18 protein-coding genes and 1 riboswitch are annotated in these 21,832 nt (G+C 33.1%); of the genes, 16 read left to right on the top strand and 2 right to left on the bottom strand.

All coding sequences use genetic code 11. The features are described 5' to 3' along the window. The first annotated feature begins 28 nt into the window (after positions 1-28). Positions 29-2,293, top strand: coding sequence for a hypothetical protein (locus ABXT06_RS11235; protein ID WP_354590844.1), 2,265 nt, complete (start codon positions 29-31; stop codon positions 2,291-2,293). A gap of 116 nt (positions 2,294-2,409) precedes the next feature. Here ABXT06_RS11235 and metK read toward each other — a convergent pair whose 3' ends face one another. Further along, complete coding sequence (gene metK, locus ABXT06_RS11230) at positions 2,410-3,660, bottom strand: methionine adenosyltransferase (protein ID WP_111367782.1); 1,251 nt, start codon at positions 3,658-3,660, stop codon at positions 2,410-2,412. Positions 3,661-4,208: 548 nt separating this feature from the next. Here metK and ABXT06_RS11225 point away from each other — a divergent pair. From ABXT06_RS11225 to ABXT06_RS11165, 13 genes are all read left to right on the top strand, one after another. Next, entirely contained in the window at positions 4,209-7,055 is a 2,847-nt protein-coding gene (locus ABXT06_RS11225; RefSeq protein WP_354590843.1) for a TonB-dependent receptor plug domain-containing protein, read from the top strand. A gap of 333 nt (positions 7,056-7,388) precedes the next feature. After that, entirely contained in the window at positions 7,389-7,565 is a 177-nt protein-coding gene (locus ABXT06_RS11220; RefSeq protein WP_354590842.1) for a hypothetical protein, read from the top strand. 81 nt (positions 7,566-7,646) lie between these two features. After that, positions 7,647-8,951: an O-acetylhomoserine aminocarboxypropyltransferase/cysteine synthase family protein gene (locus ABXT06_RS11215; RefSeq protein ID WP_354590841.1), complete on the top strand. Its 1,305-nt coding sequence runs from the start codon at positions 7,647-7,649 to the stop codon at positions 8,949-8,951. 192 nt (positions 8,952-9,143) lie between these two features. Then, a complete protein-coding gene (locus ABXT06_RS11210) occupies positions 9,144-10,232 on the top strand; it encodes a homoserine dehydrogenase family protein (protein WP_354590840.1) in 1,089 nt (362 codons plus the stop codon). 639 nt (positions 10,233-10,871) lie between these two features. Further along, positions 10,872-11,090 (top strand): hypothetical protein, encoded by a 219-nt coding sequence (locus ABXT06_RS11205; protein WP_281634717.1) that lies wholly within the window; start codon positions 10,872-10,874, stop codon positions 11,088-11,090. 190 nt (positions 11,091-11,280) lie between these two features. Further along, positions 11,281-11,388: riboswitch (SAM riboswitch) on the top strand. Positions 11,389-11,465: 77 nt separating this feature from the next. Continuing rightward, complete coding sequence (locus ABXT06_RS11200; RefSeq protein ID WP_354590839.1) at positions 11,466-12,449, top strand: alpha/beta fold hydrolase; 984 nt, start codon at positions 11,466-11,468, stop codon at positions 12,447-12,449. A 1-nt stretch (position 12,450) separates the two neighbouring features. Continuing rightward, the gene (thrA, locus tag ABXT06_RS11195; protein WP_354590838.1) at positions 12,451-14,865 is read left to right on the top strand and encodes a bifunctional aspartate kinase/homoserine dehydrogenase I; all 2,415 of its coding nucleotides are present in this window, start codon (positions 12,451-12,453) and stop codon (positions 14,863-14,865) included. A 28-nt stretch (positions 14,866-14,893) separates the two neighbouring features. Next, positions 14,894-15,541: a DUF3592 domain-containing protein gene (locus ABXT06_RS11190; RefSeq protein WP_354590837.1), complete on the top strand. Its 648-nt coding sequence runs from the start codon at positions 14,894-14,896 to the stop codon at positions 15,539-15,541. Positions 15,542-15,564: 23 nt separating this feature from the next. Further along, complete coding sequence (locus ABXT06_RS11185) at positions 15,565-15,990, top strand: OsmC family protein (protein ID WP_354590836.1); 426 nt, start codon at positions 15,565-15,567, stop codon at positions 15,988-15,990. 119 nt (positions 15,991-16,109) lie between these two features. After that, entirely contained in the window at positions 16,110-17,282 is a 1,173-nt protein-coding gene (locus ABXT06_RS11180) for a trans-sulfuration enzyme family protein (protein WP_354590835.1), read from the top strand. Positions 17,283-17,376: 94 nt separating this feature from the next. Next, positions 17,377-17,889 carry an alpha/beta hydrolase gene (locus tag ABXT06_RS11175; RefSeq protein ID WP_354590834.1) on the top strand — a complete coding sequence of 171 codons (513 nt, stop codon included), beginning with the start codon at positions 17,377-17,379 and terminating at the stop codon, positions 17,887-17,889. 60 nt (positions 17,890-17,949) lie between these two features. Then, on the top strand, positions 17,950-18,456 hold the full coding sequence (locus ABXT06_RS11170) for an RDD family protein (RefSeq protein WP_354590833.1): 507 nt from the start codon (positions 17,950-17,952) through the stop codon (positions 18,454-18,456). Positions 18,457-18,579: 123 nt separating this feature from the next. Next, the gene (locus ABXT06_RS11165) at positions 18,580-18,990 is read left to right on the top strand and encodes an RrF2 family transcriptional regulator (RefSeq protein ID WP_008466594.1); all 411 of its coding nucleotides are present in this window, start codon (positions 18,580-18,582) and stop codon (positions 18,988-18,990) included. Between the two features lie 76 nt (positions 18,991-19,066). On the opposite strand, the gene ABXT06_RS11160 is transcribed toward ABXT06_RS11165, so the two are convergent. Continuing rightward, positions 19,067-19,849: a sulfite exporter TauE/SafE family protein gene (locus tag ABXT06_RS11160; RefSeq protein ID WP_354590832.1), complete on the bottom strand. Its 783-nt coding sequence runs from the start codon at positions 19,847-19,849 to the stop codon at positions 19,067-19,069. Positions 19,850-20,161: 312 nt separating this feature from the next. Here ABXT06_RS11160 and ABXT06_RS11155 point away from each other — a divergent pair, with 312 nt between their 5' ends. Together ABXT06_RS11155 and ABXT06_RS11150 are read left to right on the top strand one after the other, a co-directional pair. Continuing rightward, the gene (locus ABXT06_RS11155) at positions 20,162-21,064 is read left to right on the top strand and encodes a TSUP family transporter (protein ID WP_109191654.1); all 903 of its coding nucleotides are present in this window, start codon (positions 20,162-20,164) and stop codon (positions 21,062-21,064) included. A 26-nt stretch (positions 21,065-21,090) separates the two neighbouring features. Then, positions 21,091-21,801 carry a phosphoadenylyl-sulfate reductase gene (locus ABXT06_RS11150; RefSeq protein WP_354590831.1) on the top strand — a complete coding sequence of 237 codons (711 nt, stop codon included), beginning with the start codon at positions 21,091-21,093 and terminating at the stop codon, positions 21,799-21,801. The last annotated feature ends 31 nt before the right edge of the window (positions 21,802-21,832 follow it).

Here is a 21,832-nt window from a genome sequence, read left to right as displayed (position 1 = left end):
TATATTATTAACGACTAAAAACGTAATCATGCGCAATTTTACATGGAGTTTTTTACTCTTGTTTGCCGGAATGTTTGTTTCTTTCTCTCAGACAAATGGCATTGAAAAAGGAACCTATTTATCTACAAACAAAGGTGGAAAGATTAAGTTAAATTTATTAGAGAATAATAAATACGAATTGGTTTTTTATTCGGGAGGTTATGAGATTAAAGGCGATTCGCTAGTTTTCTTAAAAAGCACTAATAATAAAGTAAACATATTTGATCTTTCTTTTGTTAAAGATAAAAAGGCAAAAAAAGTTAAGATTAAATTCTTGAATCCGTCTTATTACTCATTTTATATAGGAACTCAAAAAGGTTCAGAATCTGTTCAATACCAGAAACTTTCAGACATAAAATCGAAAGTTGATCCTGAATGGACAAATACCGATTTAGAGTTTGAAATAGATAAAACCGATTTTCTTTATTTGGTTTATGAAGATTATGACGGTAAAAGCGATGTGAATAAATATGCATTGCCAAAAGATGTTTCAGAAGTAACAATCAATTATGATTTGGCAGTTTTAAATGATTTAAATCTTATTGGATCTTTTGATCAAAAAACAAAAGAATTGAAAATTTCTGATCAGCACGGAAAAGATCCTTTGGTATTTATCAACGAAAAAGAGGAAAAACCAATTAAAGTTGCTACAATAGTTCCAGTAGAAACACAAATTATCCCAAAGTGGACTTATCCAGGAAAAGAAAATACTTTAATCAATGATGATTTTGGTTCTGAAGTTGTAATAGATAGTGCTGCTGCAGTAGTGGAAGCTGCGCCACTTGATGCTACAATTGCACCACCAGCGTATACGACTTATGATTTTAAATTGAAAATCGAAAACAGTTTAAAAAAAGCAATAGAATCTACTAAAACTGCGAGTAATAAGTTTCTGGTTGTTGTAGTTGACAGCAAGAATAAAACGGCAAAAGAAACTTTTGATGCTTTTATAAAAGAACAAGAAACGCAGACAGGCTATAATATGTATGATTCGTATAATGCACTATACGATACCTACAATTATTATTTGGCTGGAGCCGATGATAAAAAATGGCTGAAAAACAATAAAATAACCAATGATCCAAGCGTATTGGTTTTAAACGGAAACGGTGATGTACTTGCTATTGCAAAATCAGATTTAACAACACAGCAATATCAGTTTAGTTATTATGGTGATTTTTATAAGAGGCTTCAAAAAGCGAACGCTTTCCTTTCTATAGATAAAGTTTTAAAGAACAAAAAAGCTTCAGATTCAGATTTAATAAGTGCTTTTAATAAAGCGGCTTTATTAGAAGCATCTTATGATTATGATTCAGATTATTCAGTAAGCGATCCTAATTCTACTGATTTTGTAATTACAAAAACGACTTTAGACCAAAAAGAAGTAGCTCAAACTTGGAAAAAATTGATTGAGGCACATCAAAAAGATAAAGCCGTAAACATGTATTTGGCTGAAACAATTATTAAAGAAATCAAAAATCAAGGATTTACAAAACAGCTTTTCAGTACAGACAGAATTCTAAATGATACAGATTTCTTAGCTATCGATTATTTGCTAAATCACTCAGAAGATATTGAAAATAATCGTGCTGATTTTAATAGTAAACAAGGAGAACTTCATACCGTTGGAAATGTAGTTTCTGAAATTTCAGATGCATTGCAGCAAAATCTGTATCTTTCTCAAGATGGAGTTTCTGGAGAAATGAATAAAGAAAAAATCAATTCAATTTATAAGAAAATCATTGCTTCTGGAAAAGGGAATTTTGATGTTTATAGAAATTACTTCTACTATTTAAGCCAGATTCAAGAAAAAGATGATTCTAACATAACTTACTTAAAAGAGTTCAGTACGTATTTTGATAATACATTAGCTGGACCAAGTCCAATAGAAAAACTAGATGCAATTTTTGGAGGTTTAGATTCTAGCTCAAGTTATTCTTATGATGGATGGAATTCATTTAAACTTTACCATTCAGATGTTTGTAACAATGCGGCTTGGACAGTGGTACTAAAACCACAGAATTCAAACTTTTTAAAAGAGGCAATTAAATGGTCTGAATATAGCTTGGTGATATCTAAAAACAATCCGTACTACTTAGACACTTTAGCGCAATTGTATTATAAAGATGGACAGACACAAAAAGCTATCGAAACACAGGTTTTAGCAGTAAAATATATTACTAGTGATGTTGATGAAGAAACTGCAAATCAAATGAAAGAAGTTTTAACTAAAATGAGTAACGGAACATATTAAGCGTATCACGAAACCCGACAGGTTTTTGAAACTTGTCGGTTTGATTATAGTTGAAAACAAAAACGGCTGTCTAAATTTTAGACAGCCGTTTTTTCATATTTAAAATTTAGATTGAATTACAATCCAAATGCAGCTTTTACTTGGTCAACAAAATCAAGTTTTTCCCATGTAAACAACTCAACAGTAACTGTTTTTTCGTTTCCGCCTGGAGCAGAGAAAGTTTTAGTTACAGTTTCTGGTTTACGTCCCATGTGTCCGTAAGCAGCAGTTTCGCTGTAAATTGGGTTTCTTAATTTTAATCTTTGCTCAATAAAGTAAGGACGCATATCAAAGATAGCTTCTACTTTTTTAGCGATTTCACCGTTAGTTAAGTTTACTTTAGAAGTTCCGTAAGTTTCAATGAAAATACCCATTGGCTCAGCAACTCCGATTGCGTAAGAAACCTGAACTAAGATTTCGTCAGCAACACCAGCAGCAACTAAGTTTTTAGCGATATGACGAGTTGCATAAGCAGCACTTCTATCTACTTTACTTGGATCTTTTCCAGAGAATGCACCACCACCGTGAGCACCTTTTCCACCGTAAGTATCAACAATGATTTTTCTTCCTGTTAAACCAGTATCTCCGTGAGGTCCTCCAATAACGAATTTTCCTGTTGGGTTAATGTGGTAGTTGATTTTATCGTTGAATAAATGAGCGTGCTCTGGGTTTTTAGCGATAATTCTAGGAATCAAGATTTCGATAATGTCTTTTTTGATTTTAGCCAACATTGCAGCCTCTTCATCAAAATCATCGTGTTGAGTTGAGATAACAATTGCATCAATACGAGTTGGTTTGTTATCGTCGCTATATTCTAAAGTTACTTGAGATTTAGCATCTGGACGTAAATACGTGATTTCTTTGTTTTCACGTCTTAAAATTGCTAACTCTTGTAATAATTTATGAGATAAATCTAATGCCAAAGGCATGTAGTTTTCAGTTTCGTTTGTAGCGTAACCAAACATCATTCCTTGGTCACCAGCACCTTGTTCTTCTGGCTTAGCTCTGTCAACACCTTGGTTAATATCTGCAGACTGCTCGTGAATAGCTGAAAGAATTCCACAAGAATTCGCTTCAAACATATATTCACTTTTAGTATATCCAATTTTACGGATTACCTCACGTGCAATTTGCTGAACATCAAGATAAGTATTTGATTTTACTTCACCTGCTAAAATAACCTGACCAGTTGTAACTAATGTTTCACAAGCAACTTTTGAGTCAGCATCAAATGCCAAAAAGTTGTCAATTAAAGCGTCCGAAATTTGATCTGCAACTTTGTCTGGATGCCCTTCACTAACAGATTCTGACGTAAATAAATAAGCCATAATAATGTAATAAAAATGTATTAATTTTAAATTTAAGCGAGGAAATGATTGCTAAAAAGGGCTAAAGGAGAGTATCTGCTTTAGCATTTTTTACTGCTGAAATTAATTTCTCAGCATTCATAACGAAATCATTTCATTATGAAGAGGTTGCAATCAGTTCAAATTTTTCCTCTATTTCGGGTGCAAAGGTATGAAACCATTTTGATTTGCAAATTAAAGTTCAACTTTTTTTATTTTTTATGACAGAAATTTAACAGTAGCATACTATTTTGATAGGGTAATGGAAAATATTTTGCTTTTTGTTTGGCTGATTAAAAAATAGTTCGCAACTTTGCCCCGTTAAAACAAAAGAAACAAATGAAATTTACAGTTTGCAATATGATGTCTTGTAAGATGCCGGAGCTATCCGCAGAGACGCTATTGTAGTTATTTTTCAATAAAATATAAATAGAACCTCTGCCGAACCGCAGAGGTTTTTTTTATTGCAAAAATGAAACCTGTAAGATTTTTTTTAAGCCAAAAAAAACTAATTAATCAGTAAAGAAGAAATGAAGAAAAATGTACTAATCGTTTTGGGTCTTGTGACATTTTCAGGACTTTATGCTCAAGACAATAAAAAAGAGCAGGATAGTTTAAAAAACAACGAACTGTCTGAAGTTACTATTATTGGATCAAGAAGTAAAAACAGAGTTAAAACAGATGTGCCAGTTCCGGTAGATGTTTTTAACGTATCAGAAATAACAAAAGGAGCACCGCAAACCAGCGTAACTCAAATTTTAAATTATGTTGCTCCGTCATTTACGAGTAACCCAACATCTACAGCAGATGCAACAGACCACGTAGATCCTGCACAATTAAGAGGATTAGGGCCAGATCAGGTTTTAATTCTCGTAAATGGAAAAAGAAGACATACAAGTGCTTTAGTAAACATAAACGGATCGCCAGGAAGAGGATCTGTGGGAACAGACTTAAATGCGATTCCGTCTTTTGCTATAGAAAGAATTGAAGTTTTAAGAGATGGAGCTGCCGCACAATATGGTTCTGATGCGATTGCTGGAGTTATCAATATTGTTTTAAAGAAAAACGCCAATTATCTGACAGGAGGAATTCAATATGGAGCGAATCTATCTTCGGGATCAAACAATTTTGAAGGAGGGGCAGACGGACAAACTGCTCAAATCGATTTAAACTACGGAACTTCATTAGGCAAACCAGGAAGTTTCTTAAATATTACAGGAACTGCCGTAACGAGACAGGCAACGAGTAGAGCAGGAATTAGAAGCAATGCTATTTTTAATGCCTACAATGCAGTCGAAAATAGAGCTGCGCAAGATGGAGTAGAAATCAACTCTTTATTTAGCAATATTAATACGACTACAAATTCAGCTCAGATTTTGTCTTCTTTAAAACAATATGCACCACAAGTAAGTTATTTTACAACGGCACAGCAAAACGCTATTGCATCAGCATCGACAATTGCACAAATGCAAACTGCTTTAAATTTTGATGTGACTAATAATGAGTTAGCTTACAGAAATCAGCAGAGAAGTGATTACAATATGAGTGTTGGACAGTCTGAATTGGCTGCAGGACAATTGTATTTTAATGCAAAATACCCTTTGAGCGAAACGACTTCGTTGTATTCTTTTGGAGGTGTTTCTTATAGAGGCGGTAAATCGTATGCGTTTAACAGACTGCCAAACGGTTCTGGAACTTTCACGCAAGTGTACCAAAACGGATTCTTGCCAGAAATTGAATCAAAAATTTTAGATGCTTCTGGAGCAGTTGGAATAAACACACAATTATTTGGTTTTGATACTGATTTAAGCACGAACTTAGGAACAAACTCATTTAATTATGATGTGAACAATACCATCAATGCAACTTTAGGGACAAACTCTCCATTTAGTTTTGATGCCGGAAAAGTTTCGTTTTTACAAAGTACAACCAACTTAGATTTTAGTAGAAAACTAGATGTTCTTTCTGGACTGAATGTTGCTTTTGGAGGTGAATTCAGATATGAAAACTACCAAATTAAAGCAGGAGAAGAAGCTTCTTACGGATTGTATGATGTAAACGGAAATTTAGTTTCTGGAATTCTACCAAGCAATTCTCCATTAATTGTGACTGACTTCTTTGGAAACAAACGTGGAGCAGGAGCGCAAGGATTTTCGGGATTCCAGCCTTCTGATGCTAAAGAAAAAGACAGACAGAGTGGAGCTGCGTATGTTGATTTAGAATTGAATGCCACTGAAAAATGGCTTATAAATGGAGCGGCACGTTATGAAAACTATTCAGATTTTGGAAATACAGTAACTTTCAAATTGGCTTCTCTTTTAAAATTAAATGATAATATCAATTGGAGAATTTCTGGACAAACTGGTTTTAGAGCGCCTTCTTTACAGCAAAGATATTTTGAGTCAAGTTCAACACAGTTTATAAACGGTGCTCCATATCAAGTAGGCTATTTTACGAATGATTCGCAAGCGGCAAAAAGTATTGGAATTGAAAGTTTAAAACCAGAAAAATCAAAAAGCATCAGTACAGGATTTACATTCAAAATTCCTGAAGCTAACATAACCATTGCAACTGATGCTTATTTTACAAGAATCAACGACAGAATTGTATTGTCTGGACAATATTCTAGACCAACAGACGCACAGATTGCAGCGGCAACTTCGCCAGAACAGGCTGAGGCGTTGACTTTATTTCAGCAAGCATTTGATTTGAAAGGTGTAGAAAGAGCTTCGTTCTGGACAAACGGAATCGATTCTGAAACAAAAGGAATTGATTTGGTAATTTCTCAGAAATACGATGTAATTCAGGATTTCACAATTAGAAACGATTTTGCATTAAGTTTTAATGAAACCAAAAGAGTAGGAGATTTACATATTCCGCAATCAATCGTTAATGCTGGAGGAGAACCTTATATTTATTCATTCTTCCCAGAATCAAGCCGAGTATATTTAGAAGAAGCGATTCCGAAATTGAAAGCCAATTTGATGACAACCTTCAATATTAAGAAACTAGATATTTATTTAAGAAACAGCTATTTCGGAAAAGTTACAGATCCAGGAGCAACAGATGTTAACCTAGACGGATTTTCTTCTGTGTACGAACATCCAGAATACAGCGCAAAATTGGTTACAGATTTATCTTTAGGATATCAAATCAACGAGCATTTGAGAGCTACAATTGGAGTTAATAATATAGGAGATGTTTATCCAGACAGAAATAATCCTGCAACTCCAGCTTTTACAAATACAACTCCAACTTTGTCGCCAGCGCCAAGTACAGATTTGACAAATGCGAATCAGTTTGCCTATTCAAGAGCAGTTTCTCAATTTGGATTAAACGGAAGATTTGGTTTTGCTCGTTTAAGCTTTAAATTTTAATTCAAATAATTTCTTTCAAGCCTTTTAAATAAGGGTTTGAAAGAAATTTCAAAAAAAAGAAAACACAAAAATTTAATTTTAATTTGGTGGTTTAAAAATATTTACTACTTTTACTCTATAGAAATAGTCGAATTTAAAAAATAAGATTAATTAATATAAAAATGAAAGCAATAGCAAGAAGAAATATGATGTGTTGTAAGATGATGCAAATGTGCATCCCACATTGCTGTTGCCAAAAGTGAAAGAGTAGAATCTTTGTTATAGTTAAACTATAGCCCTTTTGGTCGCCATCTGAAAGGGCTTTTTTATTTCCAACATTTTAAATTTTAAATCATGAATACACTAGATATAAATACAATCGCATTTCAATACCTATTAAGAAATAATAATTCGGAAGATTTATCGACTGAAACTCCAAAATATGATCCTGCACAGCAGAGAAAAACAGAGAAATCATTACTGTTTCATCTATATGATCTTGAAGAAGAAGCCGAAGATCTTTTAGCTTAAATCAATTTCAATTTCAAAACTCAATTACAATATCAATTACAATATATAAACGTATTAACAATACTTAAAAACTAAGAAATCATGAGTACACAAAAATTTGCAACAAACGCATTACATGCAGGACACGACGTAACTAAAAACGCAGGAACTAGAGCCGTGCCAATTTATCAGACATCTTCATACGTATTTAATAATGCAGATCATGCGGCCAATCTGTTCGGTCTTGCCGAAGCTGGATTTATCTACACGAGACTTAACAATCCAACAAACGATATTTTGGAACAGCGACTTGCGGCACTTGAAGGCGGAATTGGAGCAGTAGTAACTGCTTCTGGAGCATCAGCAATTTCAACAACTTTATTGACATTGCTAAAAGCGGGAGATCATATTGTTGCATCAAATAGTTTATATGGAGGAACTTATAATCTATTAAAAGTTACCTTGCCAAGATTAGGAATTACAACCACATTTGTAGATCCTTCAAAACCTGAAAACTTTACCAAAGCGGCAAAAGAAAACACAAGAGCGTTCTTTGTTGAGTCTCTTGGAAACCCAAAATTAGACGTACTAGACTTAAAAGCAATTTCGGCAGAAGCCAAAGCATTCAAAGTACCATTTATAGTAGACAATACAGTTGCGACACCTTATTTATTGAACCCAATTAAATATGGTGCCGATATTGTAATTCACTCCTTAACAAAATATATCGCAGGAAACGGAACTTCATTAGGAGGCGTTATCATTGATGCTGGAAACTTTGATTGGGCAAACGGAAAATTCCCAGAATTTACCGAACCATCTGCAGGATACCACGGATTAGTATATCATGAAGCTTTAGGAAATGAGGCTTTTATAGCAAAAGCTCGAATTGAAGGTCTGCGTGATTTTGGTGCCGCTTTGAGTCCATTTAATGCTTTTCAGATTATTCAGGGATTAGAAACGCTTCCAATTCGAATCAGGAAACACAGTGAAAATGCTTTGGCTCTAGCTGAATGGTTAGAAAAACAAGATGAGGTAGTTTGGGTAAATTATCCAGGTTTAAAATCGAATAAATATAATGCTTTGGCTAAAGAATATCTTCCAGAAGGCCAAAGCGGAATTATCACTTTTGGATTAAAAGGAGGTTTTGATGCGGCTAAAAAAGTGGTAGATGACACAAAATTATTCTCTTTACTTGCAAATATTGGTGACACAAAATCATTAATTATTCACCCTGCAAGTACAACACATCAGCAATTAACAGAAGCGGAACAAATAGAAACAGGAGTTTCTAAAGATTTGATTCGTCTTTCTGTTGGAATTGAAGATATCGAAGATTTAATTGCAGATCTGCAAACTGTTTTTGAGAGCGTTTCGCTTTCTCAATTCAGCATCAATAAAAATTAGGTTTTTTTGTTTTTTGTTTGAAAAATTGCCTTTAGCGAGTGGTTTCGCTAAAGGTGATTTTTTATGAAAAGCATCTTTATAAAATTTAAACCATATGTAGAGACGCACTGCAGTGCGTCTAACTGATAAACGTTGGAATATTAAATGAACTTACATCACTTATATGGTTACAAAAATTAAAAAATAGAAATTATGTCAAAGCTTAAAATAAACATTATCCTTTTCGGGATTGGAAATATCGGAAGCACTTTGATTAATCAGATTATTGAAAGTCAGGATTTTTTTCTCGAAAGCAAAAATGTCGATTTTCATTTTCCTATTATAACCAATTCGACGGTTGCTTTTTTTGAGAAAGAAGGCGTAGGCTATTCTTGGGAAACAAATTTCAGACAATTGGCAGTTCCTTTTAAAGTAGAAGATATTGTCGAATTTGCACAAGAAAATGAATTTGAAAACTTGATTGCCGTAGATGCAACAGCTAGTGAAGAACTGGTAAAGCATTACAATACATTAATCAAAAACGGATTTAATATTGTAGCAGTAAACAAAAAAGCCAACACGCTTCCGATAGACTTATATAAAGAACTACGAGCAGATCTTAAAAAGTATGACAAGGAGTTTTTGTATGAAACATCGGTTGAAACTGGAATTCCTGTTTTGCAGACCTTAAGAGATTTGTATTATTCGGGAGAAAAAATCGCAAAGATTCGAGGAGTTTTTTCAGATAATCTGAGTTACGTCTTTAATAGATTTTCATCCGAAGACGTTTCGTTTTCATCTGTTTTAAAAGATGCCAGTCTTTTAGGTTTAATGAAATCAAATTTTAAAGAAGATTTATCAGGAAACGATACAGCAAGAAAGCTTCTGATATTAGCCAGAGAAATCGGAAAAGATTTTGAGTTTTCAGACATTAAAATCAAATCCTTTATAACTGAAGAGCATCTGGAAAAAAATGGAGTACTGAATAAAGACGCAGTTGATAAATCTTTTAAGATTGCCAAAATTACTCAGGCCGAAAATCATGTGCTTCGATATGTGGGAGAGTTTGATGTGGAAAAAGGCACCTTAGAAGCTAAATTGATTTCGGAGCCAGTCGATTCTCCAATTGGACAATTAAAAGGTTCTGATGCCATTTTTGAAATTTATACCAAATCTTACGCCGATATTCCGATTGTAATTCAGAGTGCTCCGCCATGCAAACAGGCAATTTCGAGAGGAATTATAACCGATATCCTAAAAATTGTGGAGCGAATTAGGACTAAAGAAGCGGTCTGGCTGTAATTTTTTAGAAAAAAAAGAAAGAAGGTTCTTTGATAAACTGATTTGTCAGATGGAATTATTAAGAAAAAGAGTCTATTTTGTAGGGTTTTTACCTTTAATATTTCGTTTTCGTTTTTGTAAGATGTTTTTTGTCGTTAAAAAACACATTTTCAACGAATTTTGTAATTAAATTCTTGATTTTAATTTGTGTAATAAAAAAAATATTTGCATATTTGTTATACCCAAAAACTACTAGAAATCAAATGAACTTAAAAGTCAACAAAATGTTTTGTGCCATTTCGGTTAAGACCGAAGGTGGGGTGTCTATTGCTTAAAAAAATTGTAAGAATACAATAATAATATAGTAAGAGCCTCCCAAGAAATTTTGGGAGGCTTTTTAATTTAATACAAATGCAGAATTTAAATAAAATACAATATAAATCACAGATGAATAAATCCTTACAGATGAACAAGATGTTTACTGTCGCGCTTATTTGCGCATACGTCTGTTGATACTAAAAGTATACGTGAGTGTAAAAACTTAAACCCTTTTGGTATCTGAAAAATCCAAAAGGGTTTTTTTATTCCAGAAAACGATTTAACAAAAAGATAAGCGAGAAATAAAGATTATAAAACACAACTTAACTAAAACTTAATATCATGAGCACATTGAACTACTTAGCAGAAAAAATTTCAGATTTGAAAAACAGAAGGACTAGAAAAAACAATCCGCCGCCACCAATAAACGAATTGGCTCACCCAAGATTCGGAATAACTGAGGCTGAAATCACAGAAGGAGGTAAAGCAGCTGAGAAAAAAGCACCTAACTCTTTATTGTTTTTGATGTATTCAAAAGAAAATGAAACGCTTTTTATCTAAACGGAAAAAGCATCATAAACTAGGGTAAAACCTGCTTAATTTTACTGGGCATTTTTGTTCGGTAAATTTTTGCGTATAATAGTTTTTGCTAAAATAAGTCTCAGAAATTTAACAAACACTTTTAGATAAAATTTGTTTGTTAGAGAAATTAGTAGTTAATTTGCACCGTTAAGTTCAAACACGTATTGAAATGTTATAAAGAAAGGACGAGGGATTAGACCCGATGAAGCCTTAGCAACCCTTCGGTAAAACGAAGAAGGTGCTACATTCTACCACGCCAAACGTGGAAAGATAACAACAAGATTTTTTCTAGTTAAACCTAGTTTTTCTTTTTAATATTTCCATATACAAATCAATAATACAACAGATTTGAAATTGGAAAATATACCAAATCCCATTATAATTCAAGATTTCATCACAGAAAGTGGTGCAACTTATCATTCTATACCATTAAGTTTTACGCTGGCAGGACAACCTTTGCATAGCGCGCCTATTGTTTTGGTTAACCATGCTTTAACTGGAAATTCGCAAGTTACTGGCGAAAACGGCTGGTGGAATGACTTGATTGGCGAAGGCAAAACCATTGATACTGCTGTTTATACCATTTTGGCTTTCGATATTCCAGGAAACGGAAGCAATTCTTTCTTAATTGACAACTATTTAGATTTTACAGCTAGAGACATTGCAAGAATCTTTATTGAAGGGCTAAAAACTTTAAATATCGAAAACCTTTTTGCGGTTATTGGAGGTTCTGTTGGAGGTGGAATTGCTTGGGAAATACTAGCTTTAGAACCAAACATTGCAGAAAATCTTATTCCGATTGCAAGTGACTGGAAATCGACAGATTGGCTTATTGCAAATTGCTTTTTACAAGAGCAAATTCTAAACAATTCTTCAAAACCAATTGAAGACGCCAGAATACATGCAATGCTTTGTTACCGTTCGCCAGAATCTTTCAAAGAGAAATTCCAAAGAACAATCAATCAAGATCTTTTGATTTTTAATATCGAAAGCTGGTTGGCGCATCACGGAAAAAAATTGCAGAAAAGATTTCAGTTGTCTTCTTATAAATTAATGAATCAGTTGCTTAAAACAATTGATATTACTAGAAATAGTGAAAGTTTTGAAAACTTATTGTCTCAAACAAAAGCTTCAATCCATATCGTAGGAATCAATTCCGACTTATTTTTTACGGCCAAAGAAAATGTCGAAACCTACGAAGAATTAAAGAAATTTAAAGACAATGTTTTCTATAGCGAAATTGATTCGGTTCACGGACATGACGCTTTTTTAATCGAGTACAAACAATTAGATCATTTACTTGCCGACATTTTTAAGGCAGAAACAATAAAGAAATAAAATGAAAGTATTAAAATTTGGAGGTAAATCATTAGCAAACGGAGAAGGACTTAACAAAGTTGTTTCAATCATTTTTGATAAAGTAAATCAAGGTGAAAAAATTGCCGTTGTAGTATCTGCACGCGGAAATGCGACAGACGAGCTTGAATTTATCTTAAGCATTGCTGCTAAAAATGGTAGTTATAAAGAATTATTAGAGAATTTTAAAAAATATCAAATATCAGATTACCCGCAAGTTGATTTGTCTGAAGAGTTTAATGTCTTAGACAAACTTTTTGAAGGCGTAAGCTTAATTGGCGATTACAGCAAAAAAATCAAAGATCAGATTTTGTCAAAAGGTGAATTGCTTTCGGCTAAATTATTGACGGCTATTTTAGTAGAAAAAGGAATTCCAGCTAATTTTGTGGATACAAGAGATTTGCTGAAAACAGATTCTAAATTTGGTGATGCACAGCCTTTAGAACAGCTTTCAAAGAAAAACGTAGTAAATTATTTTAAAGAACATAACGGAGAAACGGTTAATATAGTTACAGGTTTCATTGGATCTAATAACAACAACGACACAACTACTTTAGGTAGAAATGGCAGTAACTATACCGCTTCGTTAATTGCAAATTATTTAAATGCTGAAGAATTACAAAACTTCACGCACGTAGACGGAATCTATACAGCAAACCCTGATTTGGTTGCCGATGCTAAGAAAATTGAATATTTATCTTTCAACGAAGCAAACGAGCTGGCAAATTTTGGAGCAACAATTTTGCATGCCAAAACGATTATTCCATTATTAGAAAAAAATATTCCGCTTCGTATTTTAAATACATTCAACCATGAAAATCGTGGAACATTAATCACTTCAGATTCTTCTAAAGAAGGAATTAAAACACTTTCTGTTTTAGAAAATGTATCTCTTGTAAATCTTGAAGGACGTGGGTTACTAGGAAAAGCAGGAGTCGATGCCCGAATTTTTAAAGTAATGGGAGATCACAATATCAGTGTGAGTATTATTTCTCAAGGTTCTTCAGAAAGGGGAATCGGTCTTGTTGTGGCAACTGATAAAGCAACAACAGCGGTAGTAGAATTAGAAAAAGAATTCGAAAATGATTTTTATTCTAAAGATGTAAATCAGATTACAGTTACAGATAACGTATCGGTAATTTCAATTATCGGACAGGATTTGAGTACTTTCCATAAACCATATACAGCTTTAATCAAAAATAAAATTGTTCCGATTTTGTTCAACAACACGGTAACGGGTAAAAACGTGAGTTTAGTTGTTAAGAAAGAGGAATTAAATAAAGCTTTAAACGTAATTCACGGAGAAATTTTTGGAGTTTCTAAAAAGATCAACATTGCGATTTTCGGTCACGGATTAGTAGGTGGAACTTTAATTAACCAGATTTTAGAATCAGCTTCAGCAATTGAAAAACGTAAAGACATTAAGTTGAATGTTTTCGCTATAGCGAATTCTAAAAAACTGCTTTTAAACAAATATGGCGTTAATGGAAATTGGAAAAGCGAAATTGAAACCAAAGGTGAAGCTTATACCATAAAAGATATTATTGCTTACGCGAATGAACATCATTTAGAAAACTTAATTGCGATTGATAATACAGCAAGTGCGACTTTCGTTGAAAATTATATTCCGCTAGTAGAAAGCAGTTTCGATTTGATTTCTTCTAATAAAGTGGCTAATACATTGAGCTATGGTTTCTACAAAGAATTGAGAAAAGCTTTGGCAGAAAATCAAAAGAATTATTTGTATGAAACCAATGTTGGTGCAGGTTTACCGTTAATTGATACCATTAAATTATTACACCTTTCAGGAGAAAATATTACAAAAATAAAAGGAGTTTTCTCAGGAACATTAAGTTACTTATTCAATAATTTCTCTGCAAAAGATGCGCCTTTCAGCGAAATCTTGCAAGAAGCAATTGATAACGGGTATACAGAACCAGATCCGCGTGAAGATTTATGCGGAAATGACGTTGGTAGAAAATTATTAATTTTAGCTAGAGAATTAGACTTGCAAAATGAATTTGAAGAAATATCAATTCAGAATTTAATTCCAGAGCATTTACGTGAAGGAAGCGCTGCCGATTTCTTGACGAAATTGAAAGAATTCGATCCAATTTATGCTAAAATAAAAGCAGAGCAACAGCCAAATCACGTATTAAGATACATTGGTGAATTGTCTGGAGATTTGCAAAACGACAAAGGAAATTTGGAAGTAAAATTAGTTTCGGTACCAAAAGATACTGCATTAGGAGGATTAAAAGGTTCTGATTCTTTCTTCGAAATTTACACAGAATCTTACGGAGATCGTCCAATCGTTATTCAGGGAGCTGGTGCAGGTTCTGCGGTAACGGCAAGAGGAGTTTTCGGAGATATTTTGAGATTATCTGACAAAGGATAATTGATTTTAAACTAGAAAAAGGGAACTGTTGAAAATTGAAAGATTCTTAAAAAGAGGAGGTTGTATCAGCTTATTTATGCTTCCATTTTTAATAGTTGGTTTGGGAGTTTTTGCATATACATTATATTGTTTTGCTAAGAATGAGCAGGCAAAAAAATGGGCTAAAATTTCTGCACATATTGAACAAGCAGATTTTGATATTCACTCACGCAAAGGAACAGATGTCTATGAAATTCTCATTAGATATTCTTATGAAATTGAGGGAAGGAAATATTTAAGCAATAGGATCTATTTTGGATATGGAGGTAGTAATCTTGAAGGTCAGGAAGAATTGTTTTTTAAGTTAAAAAGTAGCAGAATAATTAATATTTATGTAAATCCTGACAAAAAGAATGAAGCTATTATTATTCCTGGATGGAATGATTCAATTACTTTTATGTTGATTTTTTCTTTAATGTGGAATTCATTCTTTGGAGTCTTTTGTTTTGCTCCTTTTTTTAAAGATTTAGACGAAAATTCTAATTCAAAATTTTCATATAAGAAGATGGCTTTAGGAGTAGCAATTATATGGATTTTAGGGTTTGTCATTTTATTAAGTGACTGCTTGCATACTAATATAGAAAGCAGAATTGATGTTATTGAGAGAGCAAAAAGCATCGATTCAAATACAGAATAAAAAACAAAAAAAATAACAACACAATGAAAGTAAGTTTAAACAGAGTAAATGACGCATTTCATTTTAAAGTAAAAAATGAACGCGGACACGTAGTTGACGTTGATAGCAGAGCCGAATTTGGCGGAAGTGATTTAGGCGCAAGCCCAATGGAATTAGTATTAATGGGAGTTGCGGGATGCAGCGCTATTGATATGATTTCGATCTTAAAAAAACAACGTCAGGAAATAACTTCTTTTAATGCTGAGGTTGAAGGAACACGCGTTCAGATTGAAGAAGCAAAACCTTTTAAGGAAATTGATGTGGTTTTTTACTTAGAAGGAGAAATCAATCCAGAAAAAGCAAAAAAAGCAGCACAACTTTCTTTTGAGAAATACTGTTCGGTTGCCAAAACAGTTGAACCAACAGCAACAATTAGCTACAAAGTTGTCTTGAATAACGAAGCTTTGTAAAATTAGAAAATGAGTTAATTAGAGAATTAGATAATTCCTCTAAATGGTTTGAATTTTAAGTTCAATAACAACTTGAAACATTAAACCTGAAACTTCAAATAAAAAACAAAAACAACACAATGAATACAGAAGAATTTGGTTTTGAAACACAAGCCATCAGAACACAATTAGAAAGATCGCAATATTTAGAACATTCGGTGCCTTTGTACCTTTCATCAAGCTTCGTTTTTGAAGATGCTGAAGATATGAGAGCTTCTTTTACAGAAGAAAAAGAGAGAAATATTTACAGCCGTTTCAGCAATCCAAACACAACCGAATTTGTGGAGAAAATCTGCAAAATGGAAGGAGCCGATTCTGGTTATGCTTTTGCAACAGGAATGGCAGCGGTATATTCTACTTTCGCAGCGTTATTAAACTCTGGAGATCATATTGTTTCTGCAAGCAGTGTTTTTGGTTCTACTCACGCCTTGTTTATGACTTATTTTCCAAAATGGAATATCGAAACTTCGTATTTCGAAATTAATAAGCCAGAAACAATCGAGAGTTTCATCAAACCAAACACCAAAATATTATACGCCGAATCACCAACAAATCCTGGAGTTGATGTAATCGATTTAGAGTTGTTAGGAAATATTGCTAAAAAACACAACTTGATTTTAATAATCGACAACTGTTTTGCAACGCCATATTTACAGCAGCCAATTAAATTTGGAGCACATTTGGTTATCCATTCTGCGACAAAATTAATTGACGGACAAGGACGTGTTTTAGGAGGAGTAACAGTTGGAGATGCAGAATTAATCAGACAGATTTATTTATTTTCAAGAAATACAGGGCCAGCTTTATCACCGTTTAATGCGTGGGTTCTTTCAAAAAGTTTAGAAACATTGGCAGTTCGTGTGGACAGACATTGCGAAAATGCTTTAAAAGTGGCTGAATTTTTAGAAAGCCATCCAAACGTAAACAGCGTAAAATATCCGTTTTTGAAATCGCATCCGCAATACGAAATTGCTAAAAAGCAAATGAAAGCGGGTGGAAACATCATCGCATTTGAAATTAAAGGAGGAATTGAAGCAGGAAGAAAATTCTTGAACTCAATTCAACTTTGCTCTTTATCTGCAAATATTGGAGATACAAGAACTATTGTTACGCATCCAGCTTCTACAACACACAGCAAATTATCTGAAGAAGATCAATTGGCAGTTGGAATCACACAAGGTTTGGTTCGTGTTTCTGTTGGTTTAGAAACTGTAGAAGATGTAATTGCAGATTTAAAACAAGCGTTGGCTTAAACCTAAAATATAATACTTTTGAAGGGCTATTTTTTCTAAAATAGCCCTTTCTTTGTTATTGAAAGAACCATTTTCTTAATTAGTTTTACAACATATGAAAAAACCAAGATTGCTTTTGCTGTCAGATTTGTTTGGTGGCAATCCTGAATGGATTCAGAATTATATCGAAATTTTAGAGCCTAAATTTGATGTTCAATATTATGATGTTTTAAAATTAGCTCAGATTGATTCTTCAAGTGATGAAAAGGAAATCCATAATCAATTTTTGAATGGTGGAATTGAAAAAGCAGTAAGCAATTTACTAGATTTTGAAAAAGAAAAAATAGCTATTTTAGGTTTTAGCATTGGCGGAACTATTGCGTGGAAAGCGTCTCTGAGAGGCTTAAAAACAACACAATTTGTGGCTGTCTCTTCTACAAGATTACGATTTGAAACTAAAATGCCTAATTGTAAAGTCAAACTTTATTATGGTGATAAAGATTTGAAAAAGCCTAATTTGCAGTGGTTTTTGGACTTGAAAATTTCAAATCAGATTATTGAAAATCAGGATCATCTTCTGTATCGGGAAAAAGAGAATGCTTTTCTTATTTGTAGTAATTTTTTGTAATTAATGCTGCAAAAGATATATTTTTGTGAATCTGGAATATTAAAATAATTAAAGCGAAAAATGGCTAATTCTACATATTTGCTGGAAAAGAAATTGTTAACGTCTGATCGTGATCGTTTTTTTAACGGCATTATTGATTTTGTGTTTATTTCAGTTTTCATATTTGTTTTTTCATTTTTTGTTGTAATTATTGGAAATGTTTTCCAGTGGAATACTTATGGTGCCTGGGTAGAAATTATGATAAGCCTTGGAGTAGTAGGAACTTACCTTTCTTTCGCAATAATTTATTATTTGTTTTTTGAAGGCCTTTTTGGAAGAACAATTGGAAAAATTGTTACAGGAAGTGTTGTAGTAGATGAAAATGGACTAAAACCAAGTTTTAAGATTATTTTCATTAGAAATTTATGTCGTTTAATTCCTTTTGAGGCATTATCTTTTTTAAGTAAATCGGCAAGATTTTGGCATGATTCTTTTTCTAAAACCTACGTGGTCGAGAAAAAAGATTTAGAACAAGATATGGAAAATTTTTATTCTTTAGATTTAATTGGAAAAAAGGAAGTAATCTGATAGATTTAGTAGAATTTAACTTTATTCTTTATGATAGTTCAAACAAAAAGCATACTTTTGTTATTCAATAATTTGCAAGAGTTTGATTTGAAAATTAAATTCTGCAATCAAAATTTTACATTAGTGCTTTCAAAGAAAACAAAATACGGAATTAAAGCTTTAACTTATTTAGCCAGACGTGAGAATAATGAGCCGGTACAAATAGCTGAAATTGCGAAAAGCGAACATATTTCGATAAAATTTTTAGAAAGTATTTTACTACTCTTAAGAAATTCAGGTTTTCTTGGTGCTAAAAAAGGAAAAGGTGGCGGTTATTATTTAATCAAAGATCCAAAAGATATTAGTATGGCCAAAGTCTACCGAATTCTAGAAGGTCCAATCGCATTGTTGCCTTGTGCCAGTCATAATTTCTACGAAAGATGCGATGATTGCGATGATGAATCAACCTGTGCTGCAAGACGTTTAATGACAGAAGTTCGTGATAATACGTTAAAAATATTAGAAAGTAATTCTTTGGCAGATATTGCTTTTTAGAAATGCTTTAAACCAAATAAAAAAGACCAATTCATTATTTTTGAATTGGTCTTTTTGTTTATATATGTTTTGAATGCTAAAATATCAATTTATATCCAGCCATAAAAAGCATTACTGCAATAGCATTTCTAAGAAATTGATCGGGCACTTTTCCGCTTAGCATACTTCCCATATAGATTCCAGGAAGTGATCCCATTAATAATTGACCTAATAATCCTAAATCTAAATTTCCCATAGAAGCATGACCGATTCCAGCAACTAAAGTTAAAGGAACAGCATGTGCGATTTCAGTTCCAACCAAACGTGGTGTTGGCAAAAGTGGATAAAGGAAAAATAAAGTTACAGTTCCTAAAGCTCCGGCTCCAATAGAAGTTAAAGTTACGGTTGCACCAAGTAATATTCCAATTCCAATGGTTAAAGCATTTTGAGTGGTGCTTTCGCTATGAAATTTATCACCAGCGTGTTTTTGTGAAAACTTCATTAATTTCTGTTTGAAGATAATAGCGACAGAAGTAAATAATAAAGCCCAGCCTAAGCTTTGTTTGATAACACGATTTATAGTTTCGATATCTGTTTTAATGCTGTGAAGTATCCATAAAGTTATCAAAGCGGCAGGAACACTTCCTAAAGTAAGCCAACCTGTAATTTTCCAGTTGATATTGCCTTTTTTGTTATGTACAAAAATTCCTCCGGCTTTAGTAAATGCGGCATAAAGTAAGTCGGTTCCAACAGCTGTTGTAGGCGGAATATTAAAGTATAATAAAATAGGCGTCATCAAAGAACCGCCTCCTACACCAGTTAACCCAACAATAAATCCAACTACTAAACCCGCAATGACAAGACCAATCTGAAAATCCATAAAAAAAATTTGGCGCTAAAATAATAACATTTTTACAATTATCCTATGGATTTGGTAGAGATTAAATGTGTATTTTTACAAATCACAAAATTAGGGCGTGCTGTTAAGATTTTAAGAGGCAGTGCATAATTTGTTAAATTAATTTACTAATCGTTCTTTAAATATCTTCTATATTGGTTTAGAGTGAAATAGCTGTTGTAAAAAAGTAAATATATTGTTTTGATATTTCGAAATATGTAGTACATTTGCAAAGTAATCTACTAAGCCGATAGGGTAATGGATTTTTAAGAACAAAAAACAAATTCTTAAAACATGGAAAATGAACTTAAGTTAAACAACACAGCGGTAAAGTCTAATGCTTTATCAAAGGAAAATTTATGGGTTGTGATACCTGTTGTTTTGTTGTTAGGTTTGGTAGCTACACTAATCTATAATCATCATGCAGAGTTTTCTTGGGATGGTTTAGTACAAGGTTTTGATGAAAATCTTTTAGCATTCTTTTTAATTGGTGTTTTTGCTCAATTAGTAGATGGTGCTTTAGGAATGGGGTACGGAGCCACTTCAACTTCTTTTTTATTAGCGTATGGAGTTCCGCCAGTTGTAAGTAGTACAGCGGTTCACGTTTCAGAAATGTTTACAACGGGAGCATCGGCATTGTCTCATCATCGTTTTGGGAACATTAATAAAAAATTGGTAAAGCATTTATTGATTCCAGGCGTTTTAGGTTCTATAACAGGAGCTTATTTATTGTCTGATGTAATTGACGGTGATGTTATTAAGCCTTTTATTGCAGTTTACATGATTGTTTTGGCCGCGATTATCATCAAAAAAGCGTTGAAGAAAAATGTTGAAAAAAAGAAAACTAAAAAATTGGGTGTTTTAGCTGTATTTGGAGGTTTTATGGATTCAGTTGGTGGCGGAGGCTGGGGCCCAATCGTAACTTCAACATTATTAGGAAGAGGAAGAAACCCTAAATATACAATTGGTTCTGTTAATGCTGCTGAGTTTGCAATTTCATTTGCAAGCGGAATCACATTCATGCTTTTTGGAGGTATTCACGGGTGGCAGGTTATTATAGGATTAATTGCTGGAGGGGTTATTGCAGCGCCAATTGCGGCATTTTTAGTAACTAGAATTAAAAGAAAACCAATGATGATTGCCGTTGGTATTCTAATTATAATATTGAGTTTAAAAACATTATCTAAATTATTGTAAAAGATAATTTTAGAAAGGAGAGATTTATGAGTGCGAGTATTGTACAAGAATTATTAGAGAAAACTGCAGCTCTTTCGCTTGACGAAATCTTAGTTTTTTTAGCAAAAGAATTTCCGGAAAAAGTAATTTTTTCAACTTCTTTTGGTCAAGAAGATCAGGTAATTACCGATTTTATTGCAAAAAGTAACACAGATATTAAAGTGTTTACTTTGGATACAGGAAGATTATTTCAGGAAACGTATGATGTTTTTCATAAAACATTAAAAAAATACAAAAGACCAATCGAGGTTTATTTTCCAGAAGCGGCATCAGTTGAAAAACTATTGCAGGAAAAAGGACCAAACAGCTTTTATGATTCGGTTGAAAACAGAAAAGAATGTTGTTTTATTCGAAAAGTGGTTCCGTTGAGAAAAGCTTTGGCAGGAAACTCAGTTTGGATTACGGGATTAAGAGCCGAACAATCAGAAAACAGACATGATTTAAGTTTGTTTGAATACGACGGAAACTTCGAAATCATCAAATTCAATCCGTTGCTAAAATGGACTTTAGAAGAAGTTGAAACGTATTTGTCGGATAATAATGTTCCGCAAAACGCTTTACACAAACAAGGTTTCGTAAGTATTGGATGCGCGCCTTGTACGAGAGCAATTTTCCCAGGAGAAGATATCAGAGCCGGAAGATGGTGGTGGGAGTCAAGTCATAAAGAATGTGGTTTGCATAGCGCTAAGAAAGAGTAGTTAGAGGCAAGAAGCAAGAGGCAAGACTTGG

The organism is Flavobacterium sp. UW10123, assembly GCF_040538975.1.
GTDB lineage: Bacteria > Bacteroidota > Bacteroidia > Flavobacteriales > Flavobacteriaceae > Flavobacterium.
This window is presented reverse-complemented; position numbering and strand designations above follow the sequence as displayed.